This is a genomic window from Tessaracoccus terricola, assembly GCF_054776555.1.
Genome location: NZ_BAAHBS010000001.1, coordinates 325,413 through 339,994, shown reverse-complemented (window position 1 = coordinate 339,994; position 14,582 = coordinate 325,413). Strand labels below are relative to the sequence as shown.

Genomic DNA, 14,582 nt, shown 5'->3' with positions numbered 1-14,582 from the left:
TCTCCATATCCGTCGTTGGCTGGTCTCTGGTCGACCAGGTCAGCGCGGCTGATCCACACCGACCATCGGGCCCGACAGTAACAAGAATCAGAGATTTGCAGCGGTTTTGCGAGAAATTTGCCAGAAATTACAAAGAGGCGCGTCCGCGCAGGCCACGGGGAACGCTCAGGAGGCGTCGAGCAGGCCGCGGATGTCGTCGGCCGACAGCGGGGCGTTCAGGTCCTGGGTGCGGGCGACGACGGCGTCGAACAGGTCGCGCTTGCGTTCCTGCAGCGCCACCACCTTCTCCTCGATGGTGTCTGCGCTCACCAGGCGGTACACGTTGACGTGCTTGTCCTGGCCGATGCGGTGGGTGCGGTCGATGGCCTGGCTCTCGGCGGCGGGGTTCCACCAAGGGTCGAGGATGAAGACGTAGTCGGCCTCGGTGAGGGTGAGCCCGAAGCCGCCGGCCTTGAGGCTGATCAGGAACACGGGAGCGTCGCCGGTGCGGAAGTCCTCGATCCGCTGCGCCCGGTCCCGGGTGCGGCCGTCGAGGTACTCGAACCTGATCCCGGCGCCGGTGAGGCGTTCCCTCACGATGGCGAGGAACCCGGTGAACTGGCTGAACACCAGGGCCCGATGGCCGGCGGCGGTGAGTTCCTCGAGGTGCTCCAGCAGGGCGTCGATCTTGGCCGACGAGTCCGGGTAGGTGTCGTCCACCAGCGACGGCGCCAGGCTGAGCTGCCGCAGCAGGGTGAGCGAGCGCAGGATGGTGATGCGGTTCTTGTTCAGGTCCCCCACCAGGCCCAGCACCTTCTGCCGCTCGCGCGTGAGGTGGCGGTCGTAGAGCTTGCGATGGGCGGGCGAGAGCGGGACGGAGACCACCTGCTCCTGCTTCTCGGGGAGTTCCTTGGCGACGGCGGACTTGGTGCGTCGCAGGATCAGCGGGCGGATGCGACGGTGCAGCGCGGCCAGCACCTCGGCGTCGCCGCCCTCGATGGGTTTGCGGTACAGCTCGGTGAACGCCTTCGGATCCGGGAACAGGCCGGGCGCGGTGATCGACAACAGCGACCACAGGTCCATCAGGTTGTTCTCCAGCGGCGTGCCGGTCAGCGCCACCTTGACGCGCGCCTTCAGCTTGCGGACGGCCTGGTAGACCTTCGCCGACGGGTTCTTCACGAACTGCGCCTCGTCGAGCAGCACCGCGGACCAGGCGATGTCGGTGTACTCGTCGGCCTCCAGCCGCAGCAGCGTGTATGAGGTGAGCACGACGTGGGCCTGCGCGACGGCGTCGGCCAGGCCGTGGCCGCGGCGTCGGCCGGTCTCGGAGATGGCGACGACGCGCAGGTCGGGAGTGAACTTGGCGGCCTCGGACTGCCAGGTGCCGATCACGGAGGTGGGCGCCACCACCAGCATCGGCCGGTCCAGTTCACCGGCCTCATGCGCGGCCTGTGCCATGGCCAGGGACTGGATGGTCTTACCGAGGCCCATCTCGTCGGCGAGGATCCCGCCGAGCCGGGTGCGCCACAGGAACTTCAGCCAGGCGTAGCCCTCCAACTGGTAGGGCCGCAGGGTGGCGCGCAGGCCTGCTGGGGGTTCCTCGTCGCCCAGTTCGGTGTGGTCCAGGAGGGTGCCGACGGCGTCGCGCCAGGCCTCGGACTGCTGCCGCACCACGCCCAGCTCGACCAGCTCCTGCCACAGTCCGGCATGCTCCGGGCGTAGTCGGAACGTGTTTCCCTCGTGGTCGACGAGGACGCGGGCCTCGTCGACGAGTTTGCGGAGCTGGTCCAGTTCGGGGACGTCGAGCGGGAACCAGGTGCCGCTGTCCAGGATGATGTGGTCCTGGCCGGATGCGAGGGCGCTGAGCAGCGGCGCGAACGGCACCGACTCGTCGCCGACGGTGATCGCCACCTCCAGGTCGAACCAGTCGCCCTCCCGGGAGTCCTCGAGGTCCAGCTGGATGGTGGGTGCCTCTTCGGCGCGGCGGAACTCCGGCGCCTCCTCGCTCAGGACCACCTCGACGTCGTCGCGGGTCTGCAGTTCGGGGAGGATGTCGGTGGTGAAGCGGATCATCCAGATGCCGTGCAGGTGGGCGTCGCTGAGGATGGTGCGGCCGGTGTGGTGGGTGCGGCGCCAGGGTCCGGCGGGCAGCGACTCCACCAGGGCGCGCTCGGCCTCCGGGTTGCGCAGGGGCGGGTCGGACGGGTGCGGCTGGATGCCGACGTCGTGGACCTGGTCCCCGAAGCGGTAGCGGAACCCCCACTCCAGCTGGGCGCGGTGGCCGTCGAAGGTGACCCGCAGCAAAAGCACGGGCGGCTCCACCTCCGGCAGGACCACGCCGGGCTCGACGTCGACGTCGAACCGGTTGCGCAGGCGGGGCAGGTAGCCGCCGGCGAAGAGGGCGGTGTCCTTGGCGGGGATGGTGACGCTGCCGGCCATGAACAGGCTCTGCTCCACGTCGGACAGTGGTCGGCTGAGTGGGCCGAGGAGTAGTTCGTCGTCGGTGCGCAGGCAGATGCCGTGGGTGGGGACGCCGACCAGTTCCCGCGCGCTGACGGGGACTTTTCGGCCCTCCACAAGCACGGTGGGCGAGGCCACCAGGCCCTCGGCGTCCTTGCCGATGGTCATCGCGGCGTGGACTGGGGCGTCGAGCACGCGTGGGTTGAGGGTGGACCCTCCGCGTTCCTGCGATGGCAGCAGCGGGATGCCGACGGTGGCCGCCGAGCGCAGCACGCGCCACACGTCGGAATTGAAGTCGTGCAGCCGGAGCCGACTGCCCGTGAACCAGTCCCGCGGGTGTGCGGCGGCGAGGTTGGAGAACACCTCGGCCTGGGCCGGGTCGAACTGGGAGCCGTGGCGGATCTCGTGCCAGGTGGCGCCGGTCTTGACCCAGCGGTCCGTCTTCCCCCAGCGCAGCGGGGTGAGGCCGGGGCCGTGGCCGTCGTCGTCGATCTGGAGCGCCAGCTTCACGCCGCCGGCGAGGGTTCCGGTGCCGGTGAGGACCAGGTCGAAGGCGCGCTGCCAGAACGGGGTCTGCCCGGCCTGGAGCGTGTTGCGGGCGTGGAGGATGAGCGCGGCGCCGTGCTTGCAGGCCTGCTTCACCGGGCAGCTGCACACCGTCGCGATCCGGGAGCCGGGGCTAGTGATCAGCGTGGTGCGGTACTCGTGGTAGCCGGAGCCCTTGACCCTGGCGGTGACCATTTTCGGCGACGACTGGGTGCTGCTCACCCGGGACTCCCGGGCGTAGGCCTCACCGCGCGCAAGCGTCGGCTCCCCGAAGTATCGGGTGAGCTCGGCCTCAGTGGGTGTGAGCACCCAATCCGGAAAATCTGTCATCCTCCCCATGATCGTAGTGGGGAGAACAAGTGCGCGATGATCAGTTCGGCAGGCGCATCAGCATGATGACGTGGCGGTAGTCGAGCAGCTGCTCGCCGTCGATGCTGGCCAGTCCCGTGATCAGGCAGGGCTTGCCGGGGGCGGTGAACGAGAAGTGGGCGAACGGCGCGTCGATCGAGTTCAGGGCGTCCAGCAGGTACTGCGGGTTGAAGCCGGCGGCGGTGATGCTCTGCTCGTCGGTGGTGACCTCCACCTCGGCGGAGATGGCCTCGGAGGCCTGCGCCTGGTCTCCGGTGGCAGCCTCGAGTGCGACGTTGTCCTCGTTGATGATCATGCGCAGCGGGGTGTTGCGCTCGGCCACGAGGGACACGCGCTTCACGGCGGCCAGCAGGTCCGTGGTGGAGATGCGGACGGTGACGGTGGCGTCGACGTCCATCAGGTGGCGCACCTTCGGGAACGCCTGGTTGAGCAGGCGGGTGGTGGCCTCGCGGCTGCCCTTGGCGCCCTCGCCGATGAAGCCGGCCAGGCCCTCGCCCTCGGACTCGGTGGTGGAAAGGGAGACGGTCACGGTCTCGCCGGAGGTGAGCGACTTGGCGGTGTCGGCCAGCACGCGGCCGGGAACCAGGACGGCGCCCTCCACCGACGGCGACGACGGCTTCCAGTTCAGTTCCTTCAGCGCCATCCGGTAGCGGTCCGTGGCGAGCAGGGACAGCTGGTCTCCGTCGATCTCGACGCGGACACCGGTGAAGACGTTGAGCAGCTCGTCGCGACCGGCGGCCACGACCACCTGGGAGACGGCCTTCTCGAACACCCCGGCGTCGACGACACCGGTCTGTGTGGGCATCTCGGGCAGGCTCGGGTAGTCCTCGACGGGCAGCGTCTGGAGCGTGAAGCGGGCGGAGCCGCAGGTGAGCTCCACCTTGGAGTGGTCGGCCACCATCTCGACGGGCTTGTTGGGCAGCGAGCGGGCGATCTCGGCCAGCAGGCGGCCGGAGACCAGGGAGGTGCCCTCGTCGCTGACCTCGCCGGGCATGGTGACCTTGGCGGAGGTGGTGGAGTCGAAGCTGGACAGGGTCACCGAGTCACCCTCGGCCTCGATGAGAAGTCCTGCGAGGATCGGTGCGGTGGGGCGGTTGGGGAGGCTGCGGGCCACCCATGCAACTGCATCTGCCAGCGCGTCGCGTTCCACTCGGATCTTCACGTCAAACCCCTATTTGGTCTCGAACTGGATCGGTTCCCGACACCTGTGTCGGGCCGGTTCGCGGCCAGCATACCGGCTGATCGGTCGTGCCCGCTGGCCCGGTCGGTGTCATTCCTCGGCGATCGCCTCGAGGACGTTCATCCGGGTGGCCCGCCGCGCCGGACCGATGGCGGCGATGATCCCGAACACCGCCGCCAGGACCAGGAAAACCACCAGCTGGATCCAGGGGAACACGAGGTGGGTGATGCCCGAGTCGCGCAGCAGTTCGACGATGACGGCGCCGAACAGGATCCCCAGGGCCACGCCCAGCACTGATCCGAGGACCGCGACGATGACGCTCTCCAGCGTGACGAGGCGACGCAGCTGCGGCCGGGTCATGCCCACCGCACGCAGCAGCCCGATCTCACGGGTGCGCTCGAAGATCGACAGCCCCAAGGTGTTCACGATGCCGAGCACCGAGATCACGATGGCCAGCGCCAAGAGGGCGTAGATGACGCCGATGGCCTGGTCGAACTGGCCCACGAGGGTGTCGGCGTACTCCTGGTTGTCGGTGACCACGACGGTGGGCAGCTCGGCCGTGGCGTCGTCCAGGGCGGCGCGCACGGCGTCGGCGTCGGCACCCTCGGCCAGTGCCACCTTGACCTGGTCCACCACGCGGAAGTCGCCGAGCTCGGGGTAGGTCTCGAGGTTGACGATCATGTGCGAGAACAGCGCGCCGGTGGTGCTCTCGTCGTAGATGCCCGCCACCAGCAGTTCGACGGTGTCGCCGGTGATGGTGGGCAGCTGGAAGGTCTTGCCCATGGGCAGGTCGAAGCGCTGGGAGGCCTCGTGGCTCAGCAGCACCGAGTTGTCGTCCGGGTTGAGGTGGCCGGCGAGCACGTCGGTGGCGGTGCCGTCGGTCAGGCCCTCCGGGGTGGTTCCGACGACGAGGATGCGCTCGCCGTCGAGCTGCACGGGAGTGCGGGCGAACGTCCAAACGGCCGCGACGCCGTCGATGGTCTCGGCCTCGTCGGCCACGGACCGGTCGAAGGGCATGAAGTTGACGGGGTTGACCAGGAAGTCGCCGCGCTGCTGCTCCGTGAGCCCGGCCCGCAGGGACGTGGTGGTGGAGCTGGCGAGGATGGCGACGGTGCTGACCAGGGCGAGCCCGATCATCAGCGTGGCGGCGGTGGCGGCTGTGCGGCGCGGCTGGCGCAGGGAGTTCAGCTCTGCCATCTTGCCCACCTCGCCGAACAGCGCGCGGTAGAGCCTGCCGAACAGCCAGATGACGGGCCTCCCGACGACGGCGGCGGCCAGGACCAGTCCGACGAGCACCAGGGCGCACCCGATGCCCACCCACACCAGTGGCCGGGGCACGGCGAGCCAGACCCCGCAGATGATGGCGGCCGCGCCGAGTTGGAGGGCGCCGAGGCCCACCATGATCCCCGCGGTGAGCCCTTCGGGACCGCTCGCCGCGGCCGCGGACATCGCCTCGACGGGCCGGGTGGCAGACGCCTTCCGGGCCGGCATCCAGGCCGCGAGCAGCGTGATCACCAGCGCCACGGCGTAGGAGGCGACGACGGCGGTGACGGTCAGCTCTGGCGGGCCGCCACCCAGATCGATGCCGGCCAAACCCATCGCCAGCGAGATGCCCCAGGTCAGCAGCCAGCCGGCGAGGATGCCGAGCGTGGCACCGATCAGCCCGATCACCGCCGCCTCGAACAGCACCGAGTTGCGGACCTGGTTGCGGCGGGCGCCGAGCGCGCGCAGGAGCGCGAGTTCGCGGCTGCGCTGGGCCACGAGGATCGAGAAGGTGTTGAGGATCAGCAGGGAGGCCACCAGCAGCGCGATCGCGGCGAAGACCAGCAGGAACGTGTTCACGAACGACAGGCCGACGCCGAGCTGCTCCTCCAGGTCGGCCGCCATCTCGTCGCCCGAGACTGCCTGCAGGCCGTCGGGCAGGAGGGCGGCCACCTCGTCGGTGACCCGCTCCACGTCGGCGCCGTCCTCGGTGGCGATCCAGACGCCGTTGAAGACCTCGGCGCCGTCGGTGAACAGTTCCTGCGCCTCGGCGGTGGTGAAGAACAGGTAGCTGGCGCCGGCGCTGCCGCCCCCTCCGAAGGTGGCGGTGCCGGTGATCGTGTAGCTGCGCACACCGTTGAACGGGGTGGCCACCTCGAGCTCGTCGCCGACGGCGTAGCCGCCGCGGCCGAGCGTGGTGGGGTCGATGGCGAGTTCGTCGTCGGCCTCGGGTGCAGTCCCCTCGAGGACCGTCATGCCGGGTTCGCCGCCCGCGGCGGGGGTGGTGAAGAAGTTCTGGCCGATCCCCGGGGCTCCCGCGAAGGCGAGCACCTTGCCGTCGCGGTCCAGGGCGTAGACCGAGTACGACGAGATGGTGCCGGTGGCCTCGGCCACGCCGTCGACGGCGGAGATCTGCGTGACCAGGTCCGGGTCCACCACCACAGGTGTGGTGGGCTGCGCCGGTCCGCCGCCGCCCTCGTCGTCGGTGGCGGCCGAGACGTTCACGTCTGCGATGGCGCCGCTGAGAATCTGGTCGAAGCTGTTGCCGAGCAGGTTGGTGAAGATCAGCGATCCGGAGACGAACGCGATGCCGAGCACGATCGAGAACGCGCTCATCAGCAGGCGGATCTTGCGTCCCAGGAGGGACTTCCAGGCGGCCCTGAGCACGGGTCAGTCCATCAGGGCACGACGCGGCATGCTCTGCTCGATCGTGGGTTCTTCGAGGTCCGGGTCCGAGACGGGGTCCGGGCCGCCCTCGCGATAGAGCTCCTCGGCGAACCGGCCGCGGGTGGCGGGTTGCTCGTCGGTGGGGGTCGAGGGTCCTTCGAGGCTCGCTGCCGCTCGCACCTCAGGACGACTGGTTGGCGCGGCCACCTCAGGACCACCGGGGGGCGCGGACACCTCGGGACCACCGGGGGGCACAGGCTTGTCGGTCAGCACGTCGTGGCGGGGGTAGATGCGAGACATCGCCAGCAGCAGGTCCTCCTGGGAGGCGTCGCGCATCTCGTCGACGATGCGGCCGTCGGAGAGGAACACGGCCCGGTCCGCGTAGCTGGCGGCGTGGGCGTCGTGGGTGACCATGACGACGGTCTGGCCGAACTCGTCGACGCTGCGGCGCAGGAATGACAAGACCTCGGCTGCCGAAGTGGAGTCCAGGTTCCCGGTGGGCTCGTCGCCGAAGACGATGTCCGGGCGGTTCATCAGGGCGCGGGCGCAGGCGACGCGTTGCTGCTGGCCGCCGGAGAGTTCCGACGGCTTGTGGGTGAGGCGATCCGCCAGGCCGAGGACGTCGACGATCCTCTCGAACCAGTCCTGGTCCACCTTCTTCCCGGCGATGGCCAGGGGGAGCACGATGTTCTCGCGCGCCGTGAGCGTCGGCACCAGGTTGAAGGCCTGGAAGATGAACCCGATCCGGTCGCGACGCAGCTCCGTGAGCGGGGTGTCCTTGAGCGAGGCGACGTCGGTCTCACCGATGTGGACCGTCCCGCTGGTGGGGGTGTCGAGGGCTGCCAGCAGGTGCATGAGCGTGGACTTGCCGGAACCCGACGGGCCCATGATGGCGGTGAACTCGCCCTGGACCACCTCGAAGTCGACGGCATCGAGGGCGACCACCTTCGCGGTCCCCTGTCCGTAGGTCTTCGTCAGCTCCGTCGCCCGTGCAGCAATCGTCACGGGGGTCACGGTACCAGCGGGGTCCTCGGGATCGGCTGCCGGGTTGCTCGCCCTGTGCTGTTGTTGCTGCCAGGTCTGTTGGTGCGTCCGGCCTCGAAGAGGCTGAGTCCACAACTTCGAGCGGTCCTGACTTTTAAGGGATGAAGACTTGTAATTACCAGCTGTAGTCATAACAGCTGTGGATCCTGTGGAGAACCAGCATAAGCCCTTGTAATTACAGGATCGGGGCTGTGGAGCTGCTTCTGGAGAACCGTAAATTACACGGGGAGGATTTGTGGGGACAACTTTGGCGTCCGACCCGTCCACATCGATGTCCCCAGTTTTCCCCAGCAGTTGTGCACAAGTCGTCGGGTCGCGCGAGGCGACCTGGCGTCGTCGCTGCGGGGCCCTGGTGGCGGGCGTCTTGGTGCTCGCCCCAGCGGGGACGGCGGCCCCGGCGGTGGGTGGCCGACCCGACACGCCGACAGAATCGGGCGCAAGGGGCACCGGTGCCCTCTTCGACGAACTCTCTCGGCGTGTCCGGTCGCTACCGAGCTAGAGTGCTAGCATTCTCGCATGACAGACGCGAAGGTGCAGTTCAACGTGTACCTCCCCAAGCCGCTGGTGGTGGCCGTCAAGCACCTGGCCATCGACGAGTCGACCAGCCTCAGCGCCCTGGTGGAGCGAGCCCTCACCCGATACCTGGAGACCAAGGGAGACCCGAGATGACAGACCAGACGTTCACCGTCTTCCCGCTGCGGTTCAGCAGCGACCCGCCCGCGATGATCGCGTTCCTGCGGACCCTCGGCATGGCCGACGTCGTGACCACTGACGGCGACGGTTACGCCGAGCTCCGCGCCGGTGCCGGACGCGTCATGGTGCACCGGGCCGAGGGCTCCGACTCCGGCGTCGCACCCGTGACCACCGACCTCTGCCTGCAGGTGCCATCGGTCGACGACGCGGCCGCGGCCCTGGAGCGGGCCGGGCTGGAGGTACGGGTCTGGGACGAGAGCTACGGCCGCCAGGCCTCGGTGACAGGACCCCTCGGCGAGGTAATCGCCATCAACGAGGTGCAGCACGACCTCTATGGCTATCGGGGCCACGACGGCGCGGCCGACGCCCGGCTCGTGGTCACCGCCGTCCGCCCCAGCACGGACTTCGCCACCGACACCCACTTCTTCGGGCAGCTCGGGTTCACGCCCGATGCGGACGGCGACCAGTGGTGGCAGGGATTACGCAGCCCGGGCGGCGTCGTCGGCCTGCACATGCCCGGTGAGGAGCCGTCGTCGAGGGACACGGGTGAGCCCTTCGGCCGGCAGGCAACGGTGCGGCTGGGATTCGAGACCTCCGAGGACCTGGACAAGCTCGCGGCACGTCTGGTCGCCGCCGGGTACGAGGCCCGCGTCGTCGAGGAGGACGGGCTCCGGTCCGTGCAACTGACGGACCCCGACGGCTGCCACCTGGAGATCCACCCGGCGGGGGCGTGACCACGATCCGCGACACGCCGCGTTGAGGCTCTGGAGATCCTCGTTGCTGTGGCTCGCGGACAGCTGTCACGGGCCCTGCCCTCAGGCCCGATGGGCGTCAGGTGTGCTTGATGCGGTTGGTGAGCTCGGCCACCTGGTTGAACAGGTCCCGGTCCTCGCCCATCTTCTGGTCGATCTTGCGCACTGAGTGCAGCACCGTGGTGTGGTCGCGGCCGCCGAACTTGGCGCCGATCTTCGGCAGTGACAGGTCCGTCAGCTCGCGGCACAGGTACATTGCGATCTGACGGGCGGAGGCGATGGTGGCGACGCGGCTGGCGCCGGTTAGGTCGTCCATGGAGATGCTGAAGTAGCGCGAGGTGGCCGTCATGATGGTCTCGGCGTCGACGCGGACCTCGCCGCCGTCGGGCATCAGGTCCCGGAGCACGTCCTCGGTGAGGGTGAGGTCGATCTCCTGCTGGTTCAGGCTGGCCAGGGCGGCGACGCGGGTCAGCGCCCCCTCGAGTTCACGGATGTTGGTGGTGATCTTCGAGGCGATGAACTCGAGCACCTGGGTGCCGGCGGTGAGGCGCTGCGAGGCGGCCTTCTTGCGCAGGATGGCGATGCGGGTCTCGAGGTCCGGCGGCTGGATGTCTGTCATCAGCCCCCACTCGAACCGGGAACGCAGCCGGGGCTCCAGTGCCTCGAGCAGCTTCGGCGGCCGGTCGGAGGTCATCACGATCTGCTTCTGCGAGTTGTGCAGCGTGTTGAACGTGTGGAAGAACTCCTCCTGCGTCTGGATCTTGGACTCCAAGAACTGGATGTCGTCCACGAGCAGGATGTCGACGTCGCGGTAGGCGCGCCGGAACTCGGCGGTCCGGTTGTCGGAGATGGCGTTGATGAAGTCGTTGGTGAGTTCCTCGGTGGAGACGTAGCGCACGCGCAGGTTCTCGTAGTAGCTGCGCACGTAGTGGCCGATGGCGTGCAGCAGGTGCGTCTTGCCCAGGCCGGAGGGGCCGTAGATCATCAGCGGGTTGTACGACTTGCCGGGCTGCTCCGCGACGGCGGCCGCGGCCGCGTGCGCGAACCGGTTGGAGGACCCTGCCACGAACGACTCGAACGTGTAGCGGGGGTTCAGCTTGTCGTCGCCCTTGGCGGTTCGGGTGCCTCCGTTGGCGATGGGCGACGGCGGGGGCGGGGCGGCCTCGACGGCCGGCTCCTCGGCTGCGGCGGGTTCGGTCTCGATCACCAGGGACGGGTCGATCATCACGGCGAGGTGGGTGATCTGGCCGGCGTGGTCGCTGAGGCGGTGCTCGATCTCGGTGCGCAGCTTGGTCTCGACGCGCTCGCGGGTGGTCTCGTCGGCGACGGCGAGCATCAGGGTGCTGCCGTGCATCGCCAGTGGCTTGGTGCGACGCAACCAGGCTCGGGTGGGCATGTCTGCCGCGGTGACTACTTCGTTCCACAGATCCGTCAGGTCCGGGGCCGGCGTGGGTTGACTCACCTAACCCCTCTCTGACTTGGGGTCATGGACCCTCCGACGATTCTTTCCACACACTTGTCCACAGTAGGGTACAACTCACCCGATTGCGATGCTGGGGACCATCCGGTTGTGGATAAGTCAATGCATAGGCTCACGAAACTAGCCGTCCCTGAGAGCAACCGCAACAATTCCGTGGATTTCACAGCGTGTCGATTGGACTTACATGCGTGTCATTTGCTTAGGTGCTTGGTCCCGCCCCTCTGGTTTGTGGAAACAGGGTCCCGGAGCGTATCGTTGACCAGTCGCCGCCCACGCGCGGCGGCCACTTCCCCTGCCCGAGAGGGCAGTATTTCCGATTCAGACAGACCAGGGAGTTTGCCCCATGAGCAAGCGCACGTTCCAGCCGAGCAACCGTCGTCGCAGCCGTACCCACGGCTTCCGCCTCCGCATGCGTACCCGCGCCGGCCGCGCCATCCTGAGCGCACGCCGTCGCAAGGGCCGCAGCGAACTGGCTGGCTGACCCGGCCAAGTGCTTCCCAAGGACCGCAGGCTGACCAGACCCGGTGAGTTCACCGGCGCGTTCAGGTCCGCGGCCCGCGCGGGGACACCCAGTGTCGTCGTGCACATGCACAGGCTCGACAACGATCCACCCGAGTCCACTCGGGTGGGTTTTGTTGTGTCCAAGAAGGTCGGCAACGCCGTCGTCCGCAACCGTGTGAAGCGTCGCCTGCGCCATCTGGCGGCCGGCAGGACCACGCCGTTCGCAGCCGACGTCGTGGTCAGGGCCCTGCCGCCCGCGGCCGCCGAGCCGGAGCGGCTCGTCGCCGACTTCGAGTCGGCCTGGAGCCGTGCAGAACGCAAGGCACACTAGATGTTGAAGTACCCGCTCATCTGGTTCGTGAAGGGGTGGCGAAAGTTCATCTCCCCCCTCTACGGCGACGTGTGCAAGTTCCACCCCACCTGCTCGGCCTATGGGCTGCGGGCACTCGAGTTCCACGGGGCGATCAAGGGCAGCGGCCTGACGATCGCCCGGATCGCGAGGTGCCACCCCTGGTCCGACGGCGGCGTCGACTACGTGCCGGACACCCCCGAGGCCCGGGAGTGGGCCGCGAATGAGTTTTCCGAAAGTTCGGGCGAGCCCGACAAGACCACGACTGAGGTGGCCAAGTGATTGAACTGTTGATCCCGCTGAGCATCTGGGACTCCATCTACGGCGCAATGTCGACGATGATCCAGCCCATCTACTGGGCGGTCTCCGGCCTGCTCGTGCTGTTCCACTGGCTGTGGGCGCAGATCCTCGACCCGGACTCGGGCGTCACCTGGGTGCTGTCCATCGTGACCCTCACCGTGTTCATCCGCACCCTGCTGATCCCGCTGTTCGTCAAGCAGATCAACAGCGCGCGCAACATGCAGCTGGTGCAACCCAAGGTGCAGGCCCTGCAGAAGAAGTACGGCTCGGACCGGCAGCGTCTCGGCGAGGAGACGATGAAGCTGTACAAGGAGGAGGGCATCTCCCCAATGGCCTCCTGCCTCCCGCTGCTGCTGCAGATGCCCATCTTCCTGGCGCTGTTCCGGGTGCTGGAGGGCGTGGCGAGCAACAACATCCGCGGCCAGTGGTTCAAGGACAACCCGGACCTGGTCTCCTCGCTGCAGCACGCCGACTTCTTCGGAGCAGAACTGTCGGCGCGCATCTTCCCGTTCACCCCGTTCGGGGCCACCCAGGTGCTCGGCATCGTCCTGGTCATCGCCATGGTGGCCTCGCTGTTCTTCACCCAGCTCCAGCTGATGCGCAAGAACATGCCGCCGGAGGCCCTCAACGGTCCGATGGCCCAGCAGCAGAAGATGATGCTGTACCTGTTCCCCGTCATCTACGCCGTCTCGTCGGCCGTCATCCCGATCGGCGTGCTGATCTACTGGCTGACCTCCAACATCTGGACCATGGGCCAGCAGGGCATCCTGATCCGAAACAACCCCGCCCCGAACACCCCGGCGTTCATCGACTGGGAGGAGCGGATGAGGGCCAAGGGCAAGGACCCGGCCCAGATCATGGAGGAGCGCGCTGCCAAGCGTCGCCGCACCAAGACCGCACCCACCGGTCGCGTGGTCGGTGCCGCCTCCGCAGCATCCGCGACGTCGGCCACCTCGCCGGACTCCCCCACCGAGGCCGAGGCCAAGCCCAAGGTGGTCCGGCAGCAGGTTACGCGGCAGACTGTGCGCACCGGGCAGGACGGCAGCACCGTCGTCCGACGTCAGCCCAAGGCCCAGACCCGCTCCGCCCGCAAGAAGAAGTGAACCCGCGAACCCCGCGGATCGAGAGAACTGAGAACCGATGAGTGAGAACACCTCCACCGAGGAGAAGAAGCCGTCCGCGCAGGAGGCGCTGCTGAACGAGGGCGACCTGGTCGCCGACTACCTCGAGGAACTGCTGGACATCGCAGACCTCGACGGTGACATCGAGAACTCCGTCGCCGGCGGCCGCGCACACGTGGCGATCGACACCGACGACGACCGCCTCGTCGGCGCCAAGGGCGAGGTCCTCGAGGCACTGCAGGAGCTCAGCCGCCTCGTGGTGATGACCGAGACCGGCAACCGCTCCCGCCTGACGCTGGACGTCGCCGGGTACCGCGAGAAGCGCCGCGTGGAGCTCGTCGCCCTCGCCAAGGACGCCATCGCCGAGGTGCTCGAGACCGGTGAGCCGGTGCGGATGTCGCCGCTGAACGCCTACGAGCGCAAGATCGTGCACGACGAGGTGGCCGCCGCAGGGCTGGTCAGCGAGTCCGAGGGCGAGCCCCCGCACCGTCGCGTCATCGTCTCCAAGTGAGCGAGACCACCAACCAGGTGAACCCCGACGAGGCGGCCGCGCGCCGAGCCCTCGTCGAGCGGTTCCCCGATGCCGCCGAGCAACTCGACGCCTACGTCGCCATCCTCGGCACGAAGGGCATCGAGTGGGGCCTGATGGGCCCGCGCGAGGGCGACAAGCTGTGGAGCCGGCACGTGTCCAACTCCCTGGCACTGGTGGATGTGCTGCCGCTCGGGTCCGACGTCGCCGACGTCGGCTCGGGGGCCGGACTGCCCGGGATCCCGCTGGCCATCGTCCGGCCCGACCTGCGGTTCACCCTCGTCGAGCCGCTGCTGCGTCGTGCGACCTTCCTGAACGAGGCCGTCGAGGAACTCGGACTCGGGGACCGCGTACGGGTGGACCGGATCCGGGCCGAGGACTCCGGCGACGTGTTCGACGTCGTGGTCTGCCGCGCAGTGGCGGCGCTGGACAAGCTGCTGCGCTGGACCACTCCCCTGTTCCTTCCCAACGGGGAACTGCTCGCGCTGAAGGGCCAGAGCGCGGAGGACGAGGTCTCGGCGGCCGCCAGCTGGATGAAGCACGCGAAGCTGCGTGCCGAGATCCTCGAGATCCGTGCGGCGGCCGACGTCGAGGGCACGCGGGCGATCCGCGTCAGCCGGGCTTCCTGAC

The 14,582-nt window shown here is 68.5% G+C and carries 12 protein-coding genes and 1 pseudogene; 8 read left to right on the top strand and 5 right to left on the bottom strand.

Annotated features, from left to right (window positions below; genetic code table 11):
• Nucleotides 1-165: 165 nt before the first annotated feature.
• The 4 genes and pseudogenes from ACYU7G_RS01540 to ACYU7G_RS01525 form a co-directional block, all read right to left on the bottom strand.
• Nucleotides 166-3,315, bottom strand: a complete 3,150-nt coding sequence (locus tag ACYU7G_RS01540; RefSeq protein WP_461104049.1) for a DEAD/DEAH box helicase — start codon at nt 3,313-3,315, stop codon at nt 166-168.
• A 40-nt stretch (nt 3,316-3,355) separates the two neighbouring features.
• Nucleotides 3,356-4,516, bottom strand: coding sequence for a DNA polymerase III subunit beta (gene dnaN / locus ACYU7G_RS01535; protein WP_461104047.1), 1,161 nt, complete (start codon nt 4,514-4,516; stop codon nt 3,356-3,358).
• 108 nt (nt 4,517-4,624) lie between these two features.
• Complete coding sequence (locus ACYU7G_RS01530) at nt 4,625-7,183, bottom strand: ABC transporter permease (protein WP_461104045.1); 2,559 nt, start codon at nt 7,181-7,183, stop codon at nt 4,625-4,627.
• 288 nt (nt 7,184-7,471) lie between these two features.
• A pseudogene (locus ACYU7G_RS01525) lies at nt 7,472-8,197 on the bottom strand (ABC transporter ATP-binding protein); the annotation flags it as partial.
• Nucleotides 8,198-8,743: 546 nt separating this feature from the next.
• Between ACYU7G_RS01525 and ACYU7G_RS01520 the strand changes: the two are divergent.
• Nucleotides 8,744-8,896 carry a ribbon-helix-helix domain-containing protein gene (locus ACYU7G_RS01520; protein ID WP_461104043.1) on the top strand — a complete coding sequence of 51 codons (153 nt, stop codon included), beginning with the start codon at nt 8,744-8,746 and terminating at the stop codon, nt 8,894-8,896.
• Nucleotides 8,893-9,654: a VOC family protein gene (locus ACYU7G_RS01515; RefSeq protein ID WP_461104041.1), complete on the top strand. Its 762-nt coding sequence runs from the start codon at nt 8,893-8,895 to the stop codon at nt 9,652-9,654. Before ACYU7G_RS01520 ends, ACYU7G_RS01515 begins: the two co-directional genes overlap by 4 nt.
• Nucleotides 9,655-9,751: 97 nt before the next feature.
• Here ACYU7G_RS01515 and dnaA read toward each other — a convergent pair whose 3' ends face one another.
• Nucleotides 9,752-11,068, bottom strand: a complete 1,317-nt coding sequence (gene dnaA, locus ACYU7G_RS01510; RefSeq protein ID WP_461105128.1) for a chromosomal replication initiator protein DnaA — start codon at nt 11,066-11,068, stop codon at nt 9,752-9,754.
• A gap of 427 nt (nt 11,069-11,495) precedes the next feature.
• Here dnaA and rpmH point away from each other — a divergent pair, with 427 nt between their 5' ends.
• Genes rpmH through rsmG form a run of 6 tightly spaced genes read left to right on the top strand, consistent with a single transcriptional unit; the run spans nt 11,496 to nt 14,581 of the window.
• Nucleotides 11,496-11,633 (top strand): 50S ribosomal protein L34, encoded by a 138-nt coding sequence (gene rpmH, locus ACYU7G_RS01505; RefSeq protein WP_461104039.1) that lies wholly within the window; start codon nt 11,496-11,498, stop codon nt 11,631-11,633.
• Nucleotides 11,634-11,642: 9 nt separating this feature from the next.
• The gene (gene rnpA / locus ACYU7G_RS01500) at nt 11,643-11,984 is read left to right on the top strand and encodes a ribonuclease P protein component (RefSeq protein WP_461104037.1); all 342 of its coding nucleotides are present in this window, start codon (nt 11,643-11,645) and stop codon (nt 11,982-11,984) included.
• Entirely contained in the window at nt 11,985-12,284 is a 300-nt protein-coding gene (gene yidD / locus ACYU7G_RS01495; protein WP_461104035.1) for a membrane protein insertion efficiency factor YidD, read from the top strand.
• On the top strand, nt 12,281-13,405 hold the full coding sequence (yidC, locus tag ACYU7G_RS01490) for a membrane protein insertase YidC (protein WP_461104033.1): 1,125 nt from the start codon (nt 12,281-12,283) through the stop codon (nt 13,403-13,405). The genes yidD and yidC overlap by 4 nt, the downstream gene beginning before the upstream one ends.
• 37 nt (nt 13,406-13,442) lie before the next feature.
• Complete coding sequence (locus tag ACYU7G_RS01485) at nt 13,443-13,934, top strand: Jag family protein (protein WP_461104031.1); 492 nt, start codon at nt 13,443-13,445, stop codon at nt 13,932-13,934.
• Nucleotides 13,931-14,581 (top strand): 16S rRNA (guanine(527)-N(7))-methyltransferase RsmG, encoded by a 651-nt coding sequence (gene rsmG, locus ACYU7G_RS01480; RefSeq protein WP_461104029.1) that lies wholly within the window; start codon nt 13,931-13,933, stop codon nt 14,579-14,581. The genes ACYU7G_RS01485 and rsmG overlap by 4 nt, the downstream gene beginning before the upstream one ends.
• Nucleotide 14,582: the final 1 nt, after the last annotated feature.